The 19,536-nt window shown below is 72.3% G+C and carries 13 protein-coding genes; 5 read left to right on the top strand and 8 right to left on the bottom strand.

What is annotated here, in order from left to right:
* Positions 1–223 precede the first annotated feature (223 nt).
* From RFN52_RS15835 to RFN52_RS15820, 4 genes are all read right to left on the bottom strand, one after another.
* Positions 224–1,966, bottom strand: coding sequence for an LCP family protein (locus tag RFN52_RS15835; RefSeq protein WP_184847064.1), 1,743 nt, complete (start codon positions 1,964–1,966; stop codon positions 224–226).
* Positions 1,967–2,198: 232 nt separating this feature from the next.
* Complete coding sequence (locus RFN52_RS15830; RefSeq protein WP_184847063.1) at positions 2,199–3,941, bottom strand: LCP family protein; 1,743 nt, start codon at positions 3,939–3,941, stop codon at positions 2,199–2,201.
* A gap of 243 nt (positions 3,942–4,184) precedes the next feature.
* On the bottom strand, positions 4,185–5,366 hold the full coding sequence (locus tag RFN52_RS15825; protein ID WP_311240962.1) for an LCP family protein: 1,182 nt from the start codon (positions 5,364–5,366) through the stop codon (positions 4,185–4,187).
* Positions 5,367–5,477: 111 nt separating this feature from the next.
* Positions 5,478–6,248 (bottom strand): TIGR03089 family protein, encoded by a 771-nt coding sequence (locus tag RFN52_RS15820; RefSeq protein WP_184847059.1) that lies wholly within the window; start codon positions 6,246–6,248, stop codon positions 5,478–5,480.
* A gap of 149 nt (positions 6,249–6,397) precedes the next feature.
* Here RFN52_RS15820 and RFN52_RS15815 point away from each other — a divergent pair, with 149 nt between their 5' ends.
* Together RFN52_RS15815 and manB are read left to right on the top strand one after the other, a co-directional pair.
* Positions 6,398–7,861 carry a peptidoglycan recognition protein family protein gene (locus RFN52_RS15815; protein ID WP_184847057.1) on the top strand — a complete coding sequence of 488 codons (1,464 nt, stop codon included), beginning with the start codon at positions 6,398–6,400 and terminating at the stop codon, positions 7,859–7,861.
* 144 nt (positions 7,862–8,005) lie between these two features.
* Positions 8,006–9,088, top strand: a complete 1,083-nt coding sequence (gene manB / locus RFN52_RS15810) for a mannose-1-phosphate guanylyltransferase (protein ID WP_184847054.1) — start codon at positions 8,006–8,008, stop codon at positions 9,086–9,088.
* A gap of 247 nt (positions 9,089–9,335) precedes the next feature.
* On the opposite strand, the gene RFN52_RS15805 is transcribed toward manB, so the two are convergent.
* The 4 genes from RFN52_RS15805 to RFN52_RS15790 all read right to left on the bottom strand — a co-directional run bounded on the left by RFN52_RS15805 (position 9,336) and on the right by RFN52_RS15790 (position 13,251).
* The gene (locus tag RFN52_RS15805; protein WP_374050159.1) at positions 9,336–10,370 is read right to left on the bottom strand and encodes a DNA-3-methyladenine glycosylase family protein; all 1,035 of its coding nucleotides are present in this window, start codon (positions 10,368–10,370) and stop codon (positions 9,336–9,338) included.
* Positions 10,371–10,433: 63 nt separating this feature from the next.
* The gene (locus RFN52_RS15800) at positions 10,434–11,753 is read right to left on the bottom strand and encodes a coenzyme F420-0:L-glutamate ligase (protein WP_184847050.1); all 1,320 of its coding nucleotides are present in this window, start codon (positions 11,751–11,753) and stop codon (positions 10,434–10,436) included.
* Positions 11,750–12,709 carry a 2-phospho-L-lactate transferase gene (cofD, locus tag RFN52_RS15795; protein WP_184847048.1) on the bottom strand — a complete coding sequence of 320 codons (960 nt, stop codon included), beginning with the start codon at positions 12,707–12,709 and terminating at the stop codon, positions 11,750–11,752. Before cofD ends, RFN52_RS15800 begins: the two co-directional genes overlap by 4 nt.
* 35 nt (positions 12,710–12,744) lie before the next feature.
* Complete coding sequence (locus RFN52_RS15790) at positions 12,745–13,251, bottom strand: cysteine dioxygenase (RefSeq protein ID WP_184847046.1); 507 nt, start codon at positions 13,249–13,251, stop codon at positions 12,745–12,747.
* A 659-nt stretch (positions 13,252–13,910) separates the two neighbouring features.
* Between RFN52_RS15790 and RFN52_RS15785 the strand changes: the two genes are divergently transcribed.
* The 3 genes from RFN52_RS15785 (at position 13,911) to RFN52_RS15775 (ending at position 19,534) form a co-directional block, all read left to right on the top strand.
* Positions 13,911–14,174: a WhiB family transcriptional regulator gene (locus RFN52_RS15785; protein ID WP_010034659.1), complete on the top strand. Its 264-nt coding sequence runs from the start codon at positions 13,911–13,913 to the stop codon at positions 14,172–14,174.
* 162 nt (positions 14,175–14,336) lie between these two features.
* Positions 14,337–18,005, top strand: coding sequence for a glycosyltransferase family 2 protein (locus RFN52_RS15780; RefSeq protein WP_184847044.1), 3,669 nt, complete (start codon positions 14,337–14,339; stop codon positions 18,003–18,005).
* Entirely contained in the window at positions 18,002–19,534 is a 1,533-nt protein-coding gene (locus tag RFN52_RS15775; RefSeq protein ID WP_184847042.1) for a DUF5719 family protein, read from the top strand. Before RFN52_RS15780 ends, RFN52_RS15775 begins: the two co-directional genes overlap by 4 nt.
* Positions 19,535–19,536 lie beyond the last annotated feature (2 nt).

Here is a 19,536-nt window from a genome sequence, read left to right as displayed (position 1 = left end):
CTGCCTCCCCACCCCTACGGCGTACCCACGGGTCCGCCCCGCGTCGTGTTCGGATCGCGGGCGACCCGTGCCCGCCCGGACCACGGGTTCCCCCGGTGTTCCGCCGGCGCACGGCCGTCTCCGCTACTGGTTGGACCACTGACATGCCCGGTCGGATGTACACCCGGCCGATTCGTCCGGGCATGTTCCGTCCACCTGTTAGACGCAGGACGGGACGGTCAGGTCACTTCGCGCACTCGACCTTGTCGGCCGTGGCCTTCTGAACGTCCTCCGGAACCTTCGCCGGAGTGGTGAGGGGTACGCCCGCACCCTCGAAGTCCTTGCCGAGGGTCAGCGTCATCGCGGGCACGCCCTGGGAGTTGGTCACGCTCTTGCCCGGCTTCATCGCGGACCCGGACAGGCCCATGATGGCGGCGAGCCGGCGGGCCTGGCCGGCCTGGTCGGGCCCGTACTCCAGCGTGGTCTTCGCGAGCGGCTGCTCCGCGTTGCCCGCGTTCTCGGACTTGGTCACGCCCTCCTGGACCTGCAGCCAGCTGAGGGTCTCCTGGGCGCTGCCGGCGACGGCACCGCCGTTGAGGATCCGTACCCGCACCTCGGAGGCCGGGGCCTTGGTGCCCTTCAGCCGGGCGGCCTCGGCGGCCTTCTCCTTCTTCTTCTGCTGCTTCACGTCGGTCAGCGACACGTCGTCCCGGACCATCGCGAAGAGCTGCTGGGCCTGGGGCTCCTTCAGGACCACCGTGGCCTTGACCTTCTCCGCGGGGTTGTCGTCGACCGGCACCGTGGCGAACGTCAGATTCTTGGTGTCGAACTTGCCCAGCTCGGCCCCGAGATCGGCCAGCTTCTTGATCGTGCTGATCTGTGAGTCGACGGTCAGCGCCTTGGTGCCCGCCTCGGCCAGCTTGACCATCTTGGACGGGCTGGTGAGGGTGTCGTTGGACTTCAGCTTGCGCAGCATCGAGCCCAGGAACTGCTGTTGCAGCTCGATCCGGCTCAGGTCACCGCCGAAGCCCACGGAGTGCCGGGTACGGACGAAGGCCAGCGCCTCCTCGCCCTCGATCGTGTGTTCGCCCTTGGGCAGGTCGAGCTTGGAGTCGGGGTCCTTGATGTCCTTGGCCAGACAGACGTCGACCCCGCCCACCGCGCTGGTCAGCGTCTTGACTGCGTTGAAGTCGGCCACCATGAAGTGGTCCATCTTCAGCCCGGTGAGCTCGGTGATCGTGCGCATGGTGCAGCTCGGGGTGCGGTCCTCCTGCCCCAGGCTGTTGTTGAAGCGGGTGCGCTGCTGGCCCGGGATGACCTTCTCCGAGCCGTCCTCCTGCGTCGTCGGACAGTCCGGGATGTCGGTGATCAGGTCGCGCGGGATGCTCAGCACCGTCGCGTTCGTACGGTCCTTGGAGACGTGCAGCACCAGCGTGGTGTCCGCGTGCCCGGCGCTGTTCTTGTCGCCGTAGCCCTCGTTGCCCTTGCCGGTGCGCTTGTCGGTGCCGATCAGCAGGATGTTGATCGCGCGGTCCTTGCTGAACCCGCCGGTGCCGGCGCCGTCGTCGGAGACGGACGTGATGTTGTTGTTGAGGTGCTCGTAGTAGAGGTAGGCGGCCCCGCTCGCCCCGATCAGTACGAAGGCCAGTGAACCGCCGGTCCACATCAGGACCTTCTTGCCCTTCGCCTTCTTCGGCACCGGGCGGCGCCCGCGCCGGCTCGCGGCCGTGTCGGCCGGGGCGGTGGTGCGTCTGCGCGGGGAGGAGGTCTCATCGCCGGGTGCCTTGGCGGGACGCCGGGCGGGGGCGGTCCGGCGGGCACCTGCCGCACCGGCCGTGCCGCGGCCACCGGAACCGCGTGGGCCGGGTACGGACGACTGCGCTGTGGAAGGGGCCAGTCGCAGCTCGTATTCGCCGGTGTTCGGGTTGAGTACCCACTGGTCTGCGGGATCGACGTCGTCCGCCCGCCCACGGCCTTGCGCGTCCACGGTTGCCTGTTCCTCCGTCGGGCCACGCGGCGCCCTCCCCCGGACGGCGCACGGTGCTGGTCAAGCAGTGCACTCCCCCAGGACGGAGCTCATGGGTGAGAGCACTGGATCGCACACACTATCCGCACACTTCGGCGTCAAGCGACGTGGGTGAGAAATTGCACGTTCTCACAACTGGGCAATCCCGCCCATATGTTTGAAGGAAGTTCGGCGAATGCGAAGTGAATGCGCGTCACTTGGCGCACTCCACCTTGTCCGCGGTGGACTTCTGCACCCCCTCCGGTGCCTTGGCGGGCGCGGTGAGGGAGACGCCCGCCCCTTCGAAGTCCTTGCCCAGGGTCAGCGTCATCGCGGGCAGCCCCTGGTCGTTGGTCACGCTCTCGCCGGGCTTCATCGCGGACCCGGACAGACCCATGAGGTCCGCGAGGCGGCGGGCCTGGTCGGCCTGGTCGGGCGCGTACTCCAGGGTCGTCTTCGCCAGCGGGGCGGGCGCGTTGCCGGCGTTCTCCGACTTGGTCACGCCCTCCTCGTTCTGCAGCCAGCTGAGGGTCTCCTGGGCGCTGCCGGCGACGGCACCGCCGTTGAGGATCCGCACCCGCACCTCGGAGGCCGGGGCCTTGGTGCCCTTCAGCCGGGCGGCGACCGCGGCGGCCTCCTTCTTCTTCCGCTCCTTGACGGCGGTGAAGGAGACGTCGTTCTTGATCATGTCGAAGACCTGCGGGGCCGTCGACTCGTTGAGCACGACCGTGGCCTTGACCTTCTCCGTCGGGTTGTCGATCACCGGGGTGGTGGTGAAGGTCAGGTTCTCGGTGTTGAGCTTGCCCAGCTCCAGGCCGAGGTCCTTCAGCTTGCCTATGCTGTCCAGCTGCGAATCGACGGTCAGCGCCTTCGTGCCCGCCTCGGCCAGGTCGAGCATCTTGGACGGGCTGGTGAGGGTGTCGTTGGACTTCAGCTTGCGCATCAGCGCGCTCAGGAACTGCTGCTGCAGCCCGATCCGGCTCAGGTCACCGCCGAAACCGACGGCGTGCCGGGTACGCACGAAGGCCAGCGCCTGCTCGCCCTCGATGGTGTGCATGCCCTTGGACAGCTTCAGGTGGGAGTCCGGGTCGTCGAGGTCCTTGCCCACACAGACCTCGACCCCGCCCACCGCGCTGGTCAGCGTCTTGACCGCGTTGAAGTCCGCGACCATGAAGTTGTCCGGCTTGACCCCGGTCAGCTCGGTCACGGTCCGCATCGTGCAGCTGGGCGTACGGCCGTCCTGGCCGAGGCTCGTGTTGAAGCGGACCTGCTGCGTGCCGGGGATGATCTTCTGCGTGCCGTCCTCCTGTGTCGTCGGGCAGTCCGGCACGTCGACGATCAGGTCGCGCGGGATGCTCAGCGCGGTCGCGTTCGAACGGTCCTTGGAGACGTGCAGCAGGATCGTGGTGTCGGCGTGCCCGACACTGCCCGCGTCGCCGTAGCTGCCGTTGCCCTTGCCGGTGCGCTTGTCGGTGCCGATCAGCAGGATGTTGATCGCCTTGTCCTTGCTGAAGCCACCGGTGCTCGCGCCGTCGTCGGAGACCGACGCGATGTTGTCGTTCAGGTGCTCGATGTAGAAGTACGCGGCACCCGCGCCGGCGACCAGGACGAACGCCATCGCGCCGCCGGTCCACAGCAGGACCTTCCGGCCCTTGGCGGCCTTCTTCGCCGGGCGCCGTCCGCGCCGCCCCGGCAGCGGCTCCTCCGGCGCCCCGCGGCGCCTGCGCGACGGCGGCACCGCTCGCCCGGGCGTCTCGGGCCGCGACCGGCCGGGCGCCTCGCTACGGCTGCGGGCCGGCGGGGCCGCCTCGGAGGGCCGTGGCTTGCGGGGTGAGGGGACACCCGACTGCGGCGCGGAACTCCCCAGTCGCAGTTCGTATTCACCGGTGTTCGGGTTGAGCACCCACTGATCTGCGGGATCGATGTCGTCCGCCCGCCCACGGCCTTGCGCGTCCACGGTTGCCTGTTTCCTCCGTCGGGGCACGCGGCGCCTTCCCCCCTGCAAGGCGCTCCGGTCTCGGTCACACAGTGCGCGACCTCGGGACCTTCCCTCAGAGCCGGGCGCACCGGATCGCTCACACTAACCGTCCCTTTCGGTGCCGAGCGACGACGGTGACACATTGCACTTCCCTACAGTTGGGCAATTCGCCCATTTCCCTGGTGAAGAGCTCATTGCCTTGGAGCGACCTTGGTGCCCGCTTTACCCACAGGTGTCCTCGGCTGCCGTGTTCCCCCGAAACGTCGGTGGGGGAGAAACGGTGACGGCGGGCTCGCGAAAGGGGCCCGGATATGAATCCCCGTACGACCCCTCACGTGGGCCGTTGTCCTTTACGACCACCGGTGTGTCCGTACGCAGCCGCTCGAACAGCCGCCTTGCGGCGGGCTCCACGAGTTGGTCGCGATTGGCGTCGTAGGCGTACGATTCCCGGGGGACGGTCAGGAATTGCACTTGTTCCATGGGGATGTCGCGCAGGCCGCGCACGAGTGCGTACAAACCACGCAAGCTCGCCAGTTCCGGGTCGGTGGTGAGGGACGAGGTGGCGGCGTCCAGCACGGGATAGAGCTTCGCCGGATTCAGCAGGACGTCATTACTGCGCACCTTGTTGACGAGTGCCCCGAGGAATCGCTGCTGGCGCTCCATCCGCTCGGTGTCGCTGCCGTCGCCCAGGGTCTTGCGGGCACGCACGTAGCCGAGGGCCTGCTCGCCGTTCAGCGTCACGCGCCCGGCGGGCAGCCGCAGCTTGGCGGCCCGGTCGTCGATCGGCTGCCGCAGGCACACCTCGACGCCGTCGACCGCGTCGACCATCGCCTTGAAGCCGTGGAAGTCGACGACGACGTGGTGGTCGACGCGGACGTCGGTCAGCTTCTCCACGGTGCGGATGGTGCAGGCCGAGCCGCCGATCTGGAAGGCCTGGTTGAACATGGCGAACCGGGGCGCGCTGCGGGACCCGTCCGGACGCCGGCAGGCCGGCAGGTCCACCATCAGGTCCCGGGGGATGGAGACGGCGGTGGCGTTGTCCCGGCCGGCGGACAGATGCAGCAGGATCGTGGTGTCGGAGCGCTCGGTGCCGGAGTCCCGTCCGTAACGGGCGTTGCCGGTGCCCTCCCGCGAGTCCGACCCGATCAGCAGGATGTTCCGGGCGTCCTTGACCAGGGAGGTGGGCCGCTCCCGGTCGTAGCGGGCGAGCTCGGCGGCGGCCGCCTCGTCGGGGGTGATGTTCCCGCTGAGCTTCGCGTACACGGCCCAGCCGACCCCGCCGGCGGCCACGAGGGCACCGGTGACCCCGAACGCCGTGATCCGCACCCACCGCCGCCGGCGCCGCCGCACGAGTCCCCGCCCGCTGGCGGACGACCCCGCGCCCGGACCGACCCTGTTGCCCACGGCAGCAACCACCCCTCCTGACCTAGGAGCGCCCCGCGCGCACCGCTCCTACGACCATGGCGCGAACGGAGGGCGGGGGGTGGGTGGGGATGGGCCGTACGGGGGGCCCGGCTACCGGCCCGCGGTGCCGCGGGCGATCGTCGTGACCCGCTCGCTCTCCACCCGCTTGTCCAGTACGCCCTCCCCGGCCTGCTCCGTATGCCGGCAAAGCACCACGGAACCTCCCGTGGTCAGGGGCCCGTACAGCCCCGCGTTCAGCCCGTCCCACGTGTCGTACGGCAGCGCCGACAGGATCCGCGACCCCGGCCCGGTCAGGCCCAGCGCCGTCGCCTCGGCCCGGGCCCGTTCGACCACCTCGGCCCCGCTGAACTCCCGCCCGGCCACGATCAGCGCGGGCCCCTCCGGATCCACGGGGGCGTACGGCACGAACCGGTCACCCTGCCCAGGGACTTCCACCGCGTAGTCGGTGAACCCCTCGGGAGCCTGCGGAAACCGTCCGCCGAGCGGGCGCAGCGCCATCGCGATCCGCACGCCGGAGCAGGCCCGGGCCTCCTCCAGCCGGTCCGGCCCGCTCACCACGACATCGGCCGCCCGGGCATCCCCGGACACGTCCGCGACGACGCCCACCGACGCACACGCCAGCAGCCACACCGCGGTCTGCCAGTGCGCGGGCAGCAGCAGCGCCACCCGGTCGCCGGGCTCGACGGACAGTTCGTCCTGGAGGAGGTTGGCGGTCTTGGCCACCCAATTGGCGAAGGTGGCCACGGACAGTTCGACCCGTTCGCCCGTGGCGTCGTCGTAGAAGGTCACCAGGGGACGTCCCGGATCCGCGGCGAGCGCGGAACCCAGCAGGTCGGCGGGGGTGCGATCGGTGGCGTTCATCCGCGCAAGCGTACGCGGCGCACGACCCTGCGCCCAGCGGCCCGGCCACCGCCCCGCCGGGCATCCGCCACCGGTTCGGCCGAACCCGGCCGACAGTCCGTCAAATCCCAAATGGACAGAGTTGTATGACTATGTCCAAGATCAGGGGCATGCGTGGATTCCTTGCTTCCTCGATCGGTGTCACCTGTGCGGCCGCTCTGGCCCTTCCCCTCACCCCTCCCGCCCTCGCGGCGACGGCGAGACCGGTGCCGGCCTCAGAAGCCGCGACGACGGCGAGACCCGGGCCCCACGCGGGGACCCCGGCCACGACCCCGGCCGGCCGGCGGGTGGCCGAACCGTACGCCGCCGGCAGCACCCAGTCCCTCCCCCTCGAACCCCTCACCCGCAACCGCGCCACTCCCTCCGCACCCTCCTCCGCCGAGCAGGGCCTGCCCCGCCGGGCCGTACGCCACTTCTCCCTCGTGGGCGTCGTCTGGGACGACCCCACCGCCGAACTGCACGGCCGCGTCCAGGTCCGCACCCGCGACGCCGGCACCGGCACCTGGTCGGGCTGGCAGGACGTGGAGACCCACAACGCCGACCACGCCGCCGACCCGGACACCACCGAGAGGGCCTCGGGCCGCGTCCGCGGTGCCACCGCCCCGCTGTGGGTGGGCGACTCCGACGGCGTGGAAGTCCGGGTCCGCTCCGGGGCCGGCCACTCGGCGGAGCAGACCCCGGACGCTCGCGATCTGCCCGCGGCGCCCCCGCTGCCCTCCGGCCTCCGCCTCGAACTCGTCGATCCCGGCGAGGACGACGGCGCATCCTCCGGCGACGAGGAGGAGTCCCGCGCCGCCGGCGCCCCGAACGCCGAGACCTCCGCCCGCACCGAAGCCTCCACCGCCAACGCCGGCCTCGTCGCCCTCGGCGCCACCGAGATCGCGGCACTGAGCCGCGCCCGGGCCGAGCAGGAGTACCTCGCCCTCGACCCCGGCGGGCTGACGGAGCAGCAGCGGCAGGCCAAGCCGTACGTCGGCCCGCGCCCGGGTATCGTCACGCGGCGCGGCTGGGGGGCGAACGAGGGGTTGCGCGAGAGCGGCTTCCGGTACACGAAGAAGGTCAAGGCGGCCTTCGTGCACCACACGGCCAGCGGCAACAACTACCGCTGCTCGCAGGTCCCGTCACTCATTCGCAGTATCTACCGCTACCACGTCAAGAGCATGGGATGGCGGGACATCGGCTACAACTTCCTCATCGACAAGTGCGGAAAGATCTACGAGGGCCGCGCCGGGGGCGTGGCGAAACCGGTCCTCGGCGCGCACACCCTGGGTTTCAACAGCAACAGCATGGGGATCGCCGTCCTCGGGTCGTACGGTGCCACGAAGCCGTCGAATTCGGCGGTCAAGGCCATCGCCCGGCTGACCGCCTGGAAGCTGGGGCTGTACCGGGTGAACCCGAAGGGGAAGACGTACCTGACGTCGGCCGGCAGCAATCTCCACCGGAAGGGCAAGAAGGTACGGCTGAACGTGATCTCGGGGCACCGGGACGGCTTCAAGACCGAGTGCCCGGGACGCAAGCTCTACGGAAAGCTCGGCTCGGCCCGCTCCAAGGCGGCCCGCTACCAGGGCCGCTGAGTACACGTTCGACCGCCGTCGGGGGGCATGCGGGGACATGGGACGTAATGCCGCACGGCCAGCGAAGGCGCCACGGAACGGTCTGCATACACTGACCGGCCGAAAGACAGTTCGGCCGGTCCCGGCAGGAAGCAGAGACGACACGTGACAGAAGCGATCCTCCTGGTCGGCGGCAAGGGCACGCGGCTGCGCCCGCTCACGGTGCACACGCCCAAGCCCATGGTCCCGGCGGCCGGGGTGCCCTTCCTCACGCACCAGCTGGCGAGAGCGAGAGCGGCCGGTGTCGAGCACATCGTCCTGGCCACGTCCTATCTGGCCGAGGTCTTCGAGCCGTACTTCGGTGACGGCTCCGCGCTCGGACTGCACATCGAGTACGTCACGGAGGAGGAGCCGCTCGGCACGGGCGGCGCCATCCGTAACGTGGCCTCGCGGCTGCACTCCGGCCCCGACGACCCGGTCCTGATCTTCAACGGGGACATCCTGACGGGCCTCGACATCCGGGCCCTGGTCGACACCCACGAGACCACGGGCGCGGACGTCTCGCTGCACCTCACCAAGGTCACCGACCCGCGCGCCTACGGCCTCGTCCCCACCGACGACACGGGCAGGGTGCTGGCGTTCCTGGAGAAGCCGCAGACGCCCGAGGAGATCGTCACCGACCAGATCAACGCGGGGGCGTACGTCTTCCGCCGCTCGGTCATCGACGCCATCCCGCTCGGCAGGCCGGTGTCGGTGGAACGCGAGACCTTCCCGGGCCTGCTGTCGGCCGGTGCCCACCTCCAGGGCATGGTCGACTCGACGTACTGGCTGGACCTGGGCACCCCGGCGGCCTTCGTCCGCGGCTCGGCGGACCTGGTCCTCGGCCGTGCCCCGTCGCCCGCCGTGCCCGGCCGCTGCGGCGACCGCCTGGTCCTGCCGACGGCCCAGGTCGCCTCCGACGCCAAGCTGTCGGGCGGCACGGTGGTGGGCGAGGGCGCGTTCGTCGCGGAGGGCGCGCGGATCTTCGGCAGCACGATCCTGCCCGGCGCGGTCATCGAACCTGGTGCGGTCATCACCGACTCCCTCATCGGCACCCGGGCCCGCGTCGGCCGGCGCTCGGTCCTGACGGGCACGGTCATAGGCGACGGCGCGGTGATCGGCCCCGACAACGAACTCCTGGAGGGCGCCCGCATATGGTGCGACGCCCGCATCCCAGCGGGAGCGGTCCGCTTCTCATCGGACCAGTAGAAGCTGCAGGGGGCGGGGGCCCCGCTACCCAGCCGCGGGAATGCGCCCCCACCCCGCTGCGGGCCTGCGCGCCGCCCCCGCTGCGGGCACGCGCCGCTTGGCTGCGGGCAAGCGTGCCGCCAGGGGCGGCACGGGTGGGCGCTGGGTGTCCCCCCTGCTCGAAGAGCTTGGGGGAGGCACCCCGCTCCGCCGGGCTGCGGACCCACCCGACCTCGGCACAAACGCCGAGTTCCTCAACTCCGACAGTTCACAACTGCCCGATGTCCCACCGAGGCATCTTCGGCGCCCGCCGCGCCGGCACCCTCCCGCTCAGCAGAATCAACCGGGCCGCCCGATGCCGCTGCCCCGCATACGGCTCCAGCAGCTCCAGCATCACCGCGTCATCCGCATCCCGGTCCCCGGCCAGCGCCCACCCCACGATCCCGGGCAGATGCAGATCCCCCACCGTCACCTCGTCCGCCGCCCCATGACTGCGCTGCACCGTCTCCGCGGAGGTCCACGGCCCGACCCCCGGCACCAGCTCCAGCCGCGCCCGGGCCGCCCCGGGCTCCATCCCCACCGCCTGCTCCAGCCGCGCGGCAACCCGCACGGCACGCAGGATCGTCGACGCCCGCTTGTTGTCGACCCCGGCCCGATGCCACTCCCACGACGGAATCAGCGCCCACGTCCGAGGCGCCGGCATCACGTACATCCGCGCGGGCGCGGGCCCCGGCGCCGGCTCCCCGAACTTCCGCACCAGCAGCCGCCACGCCCGGTACGCCTCGTCGGTCGTGACCTTCTGCTCCAGGATCGAGGGGATCAGCGACTCCAGCACCAGCCCGCTCCGCGTCAGCCGCAACCCCGGCCGCCGGTGCCGGGCCGACGCCAGCAGCCGGTGCCGCGGCACGAACGCCGACGGATCGTCCGCGGCCCCGAGCAGCTCGGGCAATCCCTCCAGCAGCCACTCCGCCCCGGGCCCCCAGGCCTCCCCGCGCACCCCATCGCCGTACGCGCACACCCGGAGCGTCCCCGGGCCGGCCGGAGTGAGGCTGGTCCGCCACACGGATCCGTCCGGTGTCGCCCGGAACGTCGGGTCGCCGGGCCCGCGCCGCAGCGGCCCGAGGACCAGGCCGAGATCCAGCGGCCCGTCCGGCACCCACGCGCGCACCCGGCCGGGCCCCGCCGCCTGCCGGGGCACACCCGCGGGCACGGCGACCTGCCCGCCGCGCACAGGCATGGGGGTACCTCCCACGCCTTTCGGGCTGTGGGGGAGTGTGGGCCGCTGAGCGAACCGTCCTGCCATGAATGTCGTCCCTGGGATCCGTGAAGGAGCAGCCCTACGAGCGTAGGCGCCGCCCGGCGCCTGTCACCGCACCTCGATGAACGCCCCCGCGTCCCGCCCGGGCCGCGGCCGCGGTTCCCCGGCCGGATGCCCGACCGCGACCGCGCCCATCGGGTCCCAGTCCGCGGGCAGTTCCAGCACCTCGCGCACCACGTCCCGGCAGAACATCGTCGACGACACCCAGGCCGACCCCAGCCGCTCCCCGGCGAGCGCGACCAGGAAGTTCTGCACGCCGGCACCGGCGGCGACCACGAACATCTCCCGCTCGGCGCCGTCCCGCCGCGGGTCGCCGTACGTGTGGGAGCCGTCCATGACCAGGCAGGGGACGACGAGGTAGGGCGCGTTGCGCAGCACGTCCCCGCGCCGGACCCGCTTGGCGATGGACTCCTCGCCCTTGCCGTCCCGCCGCAGATCGGCGATCCAGGCGTCCCGCATGGCGTCGAGCAGCCGTGTGCGCGACTCCTCTGACTCCAGCAGGACGAACCGCCAGGGTGTCGTGTGGTGCGGCGCCGGGGCGGTCACGGCCGCGGCCACGGCCCGCCGTACGGCATCCGCGTCGACGGGCTCGTCGGTGAAGGACCGGACCGTGCGCCGCTGGGTCACGGCCAGCCGTACCGCCTCCGAGGTGCCGAGGCGGAACATGTCGTCACGCGCGCCGCGGGCCATGGCCCGCGCTCCCTCGCCGTCCTCGCCTTCCGCCACCAGGTGCGGAAGCCCGCGCACCACGGCCACGGGCAGCCCCGCGGCCTTGCCCTTGACCAGGTCGCCCGCGGCGGCGAGTTCGTCGGCCGTGGCGACGACGGTGGCACTGAGCGGATTGCCGTACGCGTCCGTGCCGCCGCGCAGATCGTCGAGCACGCGCACTCCGGCGGCCCCGATTGCGACGTCCGTGAGCCCGGCGCGCCAGGGCCGGCCGAAGGTGTCGGTGACGACGACGCCGACGTCGACGCCGAGGGCGTCGCGCAGTCCGTCGCGGATGGCACGGGCGGACGCGTCCGGGTCCTCGGGCAGCAACAGCACCGTCCCGGACGGGGTGTTGGACGCGTCGACACCGGCCGCGGCCATGATCAGGCCCTGCCGGTTCTCCACGATCCGCAGGGCGCCGCGCCGGGCCACCACCCGGACCGTCTCCGCGTCGATCGCGGCCTCCCGGTCGGCGGCCCGCACGATCCGGCCCTCCGCCTTGGACACGATCTTCGAGGTGACGAGCAGCACGTCCCCGTCGGCCAGGCCGGGCTCGGCGTCCGCGATCAGCTTGGCCAGGTCGTCCCCGGCCGCGACCTCCGGTATCCCGCCCAGGGCCCACACCCGGTACCCGGCGGCTCCTTGCGCCTCGCCGCTCACGCCCCGCGCACCTCCTCGGCCAGTGCCAGTGCCTCCTGGGCCATCCGCGCGGTCGCGTCGGCGTCGCTCATCATCAGCGGCACGGCCCGGCAGCGGATCCCGGCCGCCTCGACCTGGTCCACCGCTGCGGCGTCCACCGAGTCCACGAGCCAGCCGTCCAGCAGGCCCGACCCGTAGTGCTCGGCCACCGCCGTCGCGGTCGATTCGACGCCCACGGCGGCGAGCACCTTGTCGGCCATGCCCCGCACGGGCGCGTCGCCGACGATGGGGGAGAGGCCGACGACCGGTACCCCGGCGTCGGCGATCGCCTCCCGGATGCCGGGCACGGCGAGGATCGTGCCGATCGACACGACCGGGTTGGACGGCGGGAAGAGGATCACGTCCGCCTCGGCGATGGCCTCCAGGACGCCCGGCGCGGGCTTCGCCTGGTCGGCGCCGACCGGCACGACGGCCCGGGCGGGCACCGAGGCGCGCAGCCGTACCCAGTACTCCTGGAAGTGGATCGCCTTGGTCTCGCCGTCGATCTCGACGGCCACATGCGTCTCGACGCGGTCGTCGGACATGGGGATCAGCCGCACGCCCGGCTTCCAGCGGTCGCACAGCGCCTGCGTCACCGCGCTCAGCGGGTATCCGGCGCCGATCATCTGTGTCCGCACGATGTGGGTGGCGAAGTCCCGGTCGCCGAGACCGAACCACTCGGGCCCGACGCCGTACGCCGCGAGTTCCTCCTTGAGGTGGAAGGTCTCGTCGGCGCGCCCCCAGCCCTGCTCCTCGTTGATGCCGCCGCCGAGCGTGTACATCACCGTGTCGAGGTCCGGGCAGACCTTCAGCCCGAAGAGGTGGATGTCGTCCCCGGTGTTGCCGATGACCGTGATGTCCGCGTCCGGGACGGCCCGCTTCAGACCACGCAGGAACCGGGCACCGCCGATGCCGCCTGCCAGAACCACAATGCGCATGGGCGACAGTCTTGCAGGCGGCTACGACATCCGGGTCAGGCAGTCACGGCACCCGGCAGGGCCCGGGCCTCGCAGTGCGGGGCCGTGTGCATCGGCATCTCGGTGAGGCCCGGGTAGTAGACGTGCAGGCTCACCGCCGGCTCCAGCGCGTCGTTGACGACTTCGTGCACGTACCCCGGCGCGAACACGCGCTGCGCGCCCGCCCGCAAGGCGCGTGTGCCCCGCTCCGTGCGCTCGGTCAGGGTGCCGTCCAGCACGGTCAGCACACCGGAGGAGCGGCCGTGGTCGTGCAGCCCGCTGCCCTGGCCGGGCACCCAGGACAGCAGCCACACCTCGTAGCCGGGGCCGGTGCGCAGCCGGTGGTACCAGCGGCTGGTGGCGTCGTAGCGGACGAGGTGCTCCCACTGGGAGCGGTCCTCGGCGAGGGAGCGGGCCAGGCCGACGAACTCGGCGACGGTGGCCGGGTGCTCGCGGGGGGTCTGGAGAAGGTGCGTGACTTCGAGGATGTCGCCGGCGATCTGGAGGTCGCTGTCGCTGTTCATGGGGTGCGTGGTTCCTCAGTGAAAGAAGGTCAGAGGGAACGGAGCCGAGGTACGGGTGGTGGCTCGGCCTTCAGCTGGAGCGGGAGGGGCTCAACAGCTGGGACAGCAACAGCTACAGCGAGCGCGGGCAGCACCGTGGGACCCGGCGGTGCGGGTCGTGGTGAGTGCCAAGTTCGCGAGCATGCCCACAAGGACACCGGTTCACACCTTCACTGTCAACTCGACACCCGGTATGTGGGACGTGGTTCACCTCATCCGGTCGATCGCTCAGATGAAAGGTTTGTTCATGGCCCGCCCGGGACACATGGCGTCCAACCGGGCGCACAAACCCCGTTGCGTAGTCGTGATCCGACTGTGATCCGTTTCGCTTCGACGTGCGTGTCGGAACGAGATCGAACTCCTGGGCGTCCTTCTCCGTAGAGGTCTGCGAGGGGTCCGGCGGAAGGTGTGGGCCCTCGCGGGCTCCACCCGTGTGTCACGGTTTATGGTGATTTGAACACTTTCCGCATGGGCTTGGTTCCGCAGAGTGAATAAGGGGCTCAATAGCAGATCTCGGCTTGACTCGCCCGGAGCAGCACACTTGTAATTTCACTCGTGTCGTTCAGCCGGAATCGGTAACGGCTAGATCACGGGGACGCGAAGACAGACGAGGGGCGCACATGACCGAGACGGTGCAGCAACTGCTGGTCGACGACGCGGACGAGGAACTCGGCTGGCAGGAGCGCGCGCTGTGCGCCCAGACCGACCCCGAGTCCTTCTTCCCCGAGAAGGGCGGCTCGACCAGGGAGGCCAAGAAGGTCTGCCTCGCCTGCGAGGTCCGCTCCGAGTGCCTTGAGTACGCCCTCGCCAACGACGAGCGATTCGGCATCTGGGGCGGCCTGTCCGAGCGGGAGCGCCGCCGGCTGAAGAAGGCGGCCGTCTGACCCCCGCCCCTCTGCGTGAACGGCCCGTCGTCCGTGGGTTATCCACAGGCGGCGGGCCGTCTTCCGTGCAGCCGATAGTGTGGTCGCTCGTCCGAGACACCCCACCGCCCCCTCCGGGCGCGGGCGTCCACCGCAGTCCACCGAACCGGGGCCCGTACCTCGATGTCCGTGCACAGCCACTCGGCAGCCCATCACGACGCCGCTGCCACACCTGAGTTCCCGCGTCATGTGGTGACCGCGGTCCTCGTCTCCCACGACGGCGCCCGCTGGCTGCCCGACGCGCTCGCCGGGCTGCTCGGCCAGGAGCGCCCCGTCCAGTACGCGATGGGCGCCGACACCGGCAGCGCGGACGCCTCCGCCGAGCTGGTCACCGACGCTCTCGGCGCCGACCGGGTGCTGCACCTCGCCCGCCGTACCGGCTTCGGCCAGGCCGTCGAGGAGTGCGGCCGCACCGCCCCGGTCCTCACCCCCGACGAGCTGCCGTACCTGAAGCGCCCCAGCGGCTGGGACCCGGTCACGCGCTCGTGGCGCGACGACGCCTACGACCTGCCCGAGCTCCCGCACGGCGAGCCGGTGCAGTGGCTGTGGCTGCTGCACGACGACTGCGCCCCGGACCCGGACGCCCTCGCCCAGCTGCTGCGGGTCGTGGAGAACGAGTACGAGCTGGGCCGCGACGACGTCGCCGTCGTGGGCCCCAAGCTCCGCGGCTGGTACGACCGGCGGCAGCTGCTGGAGGTCGGCGTCTCCATCGCCAACTCCGGCCGCCGCTGGACCGGCCTCGACCGCCGCGAGCAGGACCAGGGCCAGCACGACCACGTCCGGACCGTGCTCTCGGTGTCCACCGCCGGCATGCTCGTCCGCCGCGACGTCTTCGAGCAGCTCGGCGGATTCGACCGCAACCTGCCCCTCATGCGAGACGACGTCGACCTGTGCTGGCGCGCGCACGCGGCCGGCTACCGCGTCCTGGTCGCCCCCGAGGCGGTCGTCCGCCACGCCGAGGCATCCAGCCGCGAGCGCCGCACGGTCGACTGCATGGGCCGCACGGCCGCCTCCCCGCACAAGGTCGACAAGGCCGGCGCCGTCTACACCCTCCTCGTCAACTCGCGTACGGCCGCACTCCCCTGGGTGATGCTGCGGATCGTGCTCGGCACCCTGCTGCGGACCGTGGCCTACCTCGTCGGCAAGGTCCCAGGGCAGGCCGTCGACGAGATCCGCGGCCTGCTGGGCACGCTGCTCCGGCCCGAGCGGATCCTCGCCGGGCGGCGCGGCAGAGGCGCACCCCAGATCGACAAGGGCGAGCTGCGGGCGCTGTTCCCGCCGCCCGGCGCGACCGTCCGCGTCACCGTCGAGCAGGTCGCGAGCAGCCTCGTCGGCCGCTCCGACCCGGAGGTCGCCGCCGGCGCGGGACGGCACGGCAGCGCCGTCGAGTCGGGCCCCGGCGGCGACGACGCCGACTTCCTGGAGATCGAGCAGTTCGCCCGGCTCAAGCGCATCGCGCGCAAGCCCGGCCCGGTGCTCTTCCTGGTGCTGCTGCTCGTCTCCCTGGTCGCCTGCCGTCAGCTCCTGGGCGGCGGCGCGCTCGCGGGCGGCGCCCTGCTGCCCGCCCCGGCCGACTCCGCCGAGCTGTGGTCGCGCTACCTGGACGCCTGGCATCCGGTCGGCGCCGGCGGCACCTCATCGGCGCCGCCGTACGTCGCGCTCGTGGCCATGCTGGCGTCCCTGCTGTTCGGCTCGACCGGCCTCGCCGTCACGGTCCTGCTCGTCGGCTCGGTGCCCCTGGCCGGAGTCGCCGCCTACTTCGCCTCCCGCCCGCTCGTCGAGTCCCGGCTGCTGCGCGCCTGGGCGGCCGTCGTCTACGCCTTCCTGCCCGCCGCCACCGGCGCCCTCGCCGGCGGCCGCATCGGCACCGCCGTCCTGGCCGTGCTGCTGCCGCTCATCGCCCGCGCGGGCATCGCGGCCGGCGGCCTGACGAACTCCGCCGGAGCCCGCGGCAGCTGGCGCGCCACCTGGGCGTACGCACTGCTGCTGACCATCACCACCGCCTTCACGCCGATCGTGTGGCCCATCGCGCTGCTCCTCGGCATCGGACTGCTGGTGCTGCGCCGGAGCGACATCACGGCGTACGGGCTGCGGTTCCTCGCCCAGCTCGGCACCCCCCTGCTGCTCCTCGCGCCCTGGTCGCTGACGCTGCTGCCCTTCGGCTTCCTCAAGGAAGCGGGCCTCGACTACGGCCCCTCGGCCGCCTCCGCCCTGGACCTGCTCGGCGCCAGCCCGGGCGGCCCCGGCACCGTCAGCGGCCTCATGCTCATCGGCATCGTGCTGGCCGCCCTCGCCGCCCTGGTGCGCTCGGAACGCCAGTCGGGCATCTGGACGGCCTGGGCGGTCGCCCTGACCGGCTTCGTCTTCGCGGTCCTGTCCAACGGCTCCACCTGGGCCGGCCCGGCGACCCTCGTCTACGGCATCTCCCTGCTGGCCGCCGCCGCGCTCGGCGCCGACGGGGCACGCGCGCGGGTGGCCGAGCAGAGCTTCGGCTGGCGCCAGCCGGTCGCCGTGCTGATCGCCTTCGCCTCGGCCGCGGGCCCGCTGCTCATCGCCGCCGGCTGGATGATCCGGGGCGCCGACGGCCCGCTGGAGCGGCGCGACCCGACCCAGGTCCCGGCGTTCGTCGCCGAGGAGAGCGGCACCCGCGACCAGGCCCGCACCCTCGTCCTCGACAGCGACTCCGGCGCCCATGTCGGCTACATGCTGGTCCGCGGCTCCGGCGCCCGCCTCGGCGACGGCGAGATCGCCGCCGCCGACGGTGAGAACGGCAGGCTCGACAAGGTCGTCGCCAACCTGGTCGCCGGTTCCGGCGCCGACCAGGCCGACCAGCTCGGCGGCTTCGCCGTGCGCTATGTCCTCGTCCACCAGGGCGCGCCCCGCGAGGTGACCCGCGTCCTCGACGCCACGCCCGGCCTGACCCCCCTCAGCCAGCAGGACGGCGGCGCCCTGTGGCGCGTCAACCGTGAGGTCGCGCGCGCCACCATCGCCCCCGCCTCCGGATCCTCCGGTACCCCGCAGCCCGTCGCCGCCGGACCCGTCGACATCCACACGACGATCCCGACCGGCGCGGACGGACGCGTGCTGCGCCTCGCCGACTCCGCCTCCGACGGCTGGTCCGCCACGCTCGACGGCAAGCCGCTGACCCGCACCACGGTCGACGGCTGGGCCCAGGGCTTCGAACTCCCCGCCGCCGGCGGCAGGCTGGACGTCACCTACGACGACCCGATCGGCCACACGGCCTGGCTGTGGGCCCAGGGCCTGCTCGCCGTCGTCCTGGTGGTGCTCGCCCTGCCCGGCCGGCGCCGCGACATCGACGACGACCTCCCCGAGGAGCCGGCCGTCCCGGCGCAGGCCGTCGCCGGCGAGGGCCGCCGCGCCCGGCGCCTGCGCGCCCAGGCGGAGGCCGAGACCGAGGCCGAGGAGACCTCGGGCCCCGAGGAGTTCCCGCCCCCGCAGCCGGAGCAGCCGCCGGCGGCGGTACCCCAGCAGCAGAACTACGGTGCGTGGGACAACGCCGGCTACCAGGCCGGCGAGTACGCGGGCTACGGCGACCAGTACCAGAACGCCCAGTACCCGGCGGACGCCTACGGGCAGCAGTACCAGGCGGACCCCTACCAGGGCGGCCAGTACGACCCGTACGCGTACGGGGGGCAGGGCCAGAACCCGCCGTACGACCAGCAGGGCTACGACCAGGCCTACCAGCAGGGCTACGACACGCCGTACGACCCGGCGCAGCCGCACCACCCCCACGGCACGGGCAGTGAGCGTCCCGACGGGAGCCAGCAGTGAACCGCACCACCCTGTCCCTGATCGCCGGCACGACCGCGCTCGCCGCCGTCACCGGCTTCGCCGCGCTGTCCGCTCCGGACGCCCCGGGCACGGACACCGCCGCCAAGGCGGCCGCCCAACTGCCCGTGGAGCGCACGAGCCTGCTGTGCCCGGCGCCCAGCACGTCCGACCTCGCCGAGACGTCCTACACCTCCTTCACGCCCGTCACGAAGGGCACCGGGAGCGGCGGCAAGGCCGAACTGCGGGCGGCCACGGAGGAGTCGGCGGACGCCCCGGCCGACGGCAAGGACGAAGGCAAGGGCAAGGACGACGGGAAGTCCGGCGAGGGCAAGCCCGCGAAACCCGTGCTGACTCCCAAGGAGCCCGGCAAGCCGGTCACCGGCGACAGCTCCGGCGGCGACGCGCCCGCCCTCGTCGGGACCGCGGACGGCCGGTTCGCGCCCGGCTGGACCGTCCAGGAGACGACCGAGGTCGCCGCGGGGACCGGCCGGGGCCTGCAGGGCGTCAACTGCACCGCTCCGGACACCGACTTCTGGTTCCCGGGAGCCAGCACGGACGCCGACCGCACCGACTACGTCCACCTGACCAACCCCGACGACTCGGCGGCCGTGGTCGACATCGAGCTCTACGGCAAGGACGGCGCCCTGAAGTCCGCGGTGGGGGAGGGCATCACGGTCCCGCCGCACTCCAGCGAGCCGGTCCTGCTGTCCACCCTCACCGACGAGCGGCAGACCAACCTCACGGTGCACGTCAATGTCCGCAGCGGACGCGTGGGCGCCGCCGTGCAGGCCCTGGACGACAAGCTCGGCGGTGACTGGCTGGCCGCGTCCGCCGACCCGTCGGGCAGCCTGGTCCTGCCCGGTCTCCCCAAGGACGCCACCTCCGTGCGCCTGGTCGCCTTCACGCCCGCCGACGCCGACGCGGACCTGAAGGTGCGCCTGGCCTCCCCCTCCGGGCTGATCACGCCGGCCGGCCACGAGACCGTGCACGTCAAGGGCGGCATGACGACCGCCGTCGACCTGGGCGACGTCACCCGCGGTGAGGCGGGCTCCCTGGTCCTGACGCCGACGGACCGGTCCGTGCCGGTCGTGGCGGCCCTGCGGGTCGTGCGGGGCAAGGGCGACAAGCAGGAGACGGCGTTCATCCCGGCCAGCCGCCCCGTCGGCACGCGCGCGACGTCCGCGGACAACAGCGGCAAGGACAGCACCCTGTCCCTGACGGCCCCCAACGCCGCCGCCACGGTCAAGGTCACCGCCTCGGCCGGCAGCGAGGGCGGGACCCCGGTGTCGAAGACGTACACGATCAAGGCCGGCACCACCCAGGACATCGAACCCCCGGTCCCCGGCGGCCTGAAGGGCACCTACGCGCTCACGGTCGAGCCGGTCTCCGGCGGCCCGGTCTACGGGGCCCGCACCCTGGCGGCGAGCGAGGGCGGCGTCCCCGCCTTCACGGTGCAGACACTGCCGGACGACCGCGGCACGGTGGCCGTCCCGGAGGCGGACGAGGACCTGTCGGTGCTCCAGAAGTAGGT

Source organism: Streptomyces collinus (assembly GCF_031348265.1).
GTDB lineage: Bacteria > Actinomycetota > Actinomycetes > Streptomycetales > Streptomycetaceae > Streptomyces > Streptomyces collinus.
The sequence above is the reverse complement of the archived record's forward strand: the minus strand, read 5'-3'. Positions and strand labels throughout refer to the sequence as shown.

Bases quoted from the DNA above. Each gene is read 5' to 3' on its own strand.
- RFN52_RS15820 (WP_184847059.1), bottom strand. From the start codon at position 6,248: ATGAACGCCACCGATCGCACCCCCGCCGACCTGCTGGGTTCCGCGCTC.
- RFN52_RS15815 (WP_184847057.1), top strand. From the start codon at position 6,398: ATGCGTGGATTCCTTGCTTCCTCGATCGGTGTCACCTGTGCGGCCGCT.
- RFN52_RS15805 (WP_374050159.1), bottom strand. From the start codon at position 10,370: ATGGCAGGACGGTTCGCTCAGCGGCCCACACTCCCCCACAGCCCGAAA.
- cofD (WP_184847048.1), bottom strand. From the start codon at position 12,709: ATGCGCATTGTGGTTCTGGCAGGCGGCATCGGCGGTGCCCGGTTCCTG.
- RFN52_RS15790 (WP_184847046.1), bottom strand. From the start codon at position 13,251: ATGAACAGCGACAGCGACCTCCAGATCGCCGGCGACATCCTCGAAGTC.
- RFN52_RS15785 (WP_010034659.1), top strand. From the start codon at position 13,911: ATGACCGAGACGGTGCAGCAACTGCTGGTCGACGACGCGGACGAGGAA.
- RFN52_RS15780 (WP_184847044.1), top strand. From the start codon at position 14,337: ATGTCCGTGCACAGCCACTCGGCAGCCCATCACGACGCCGCTGCCACA.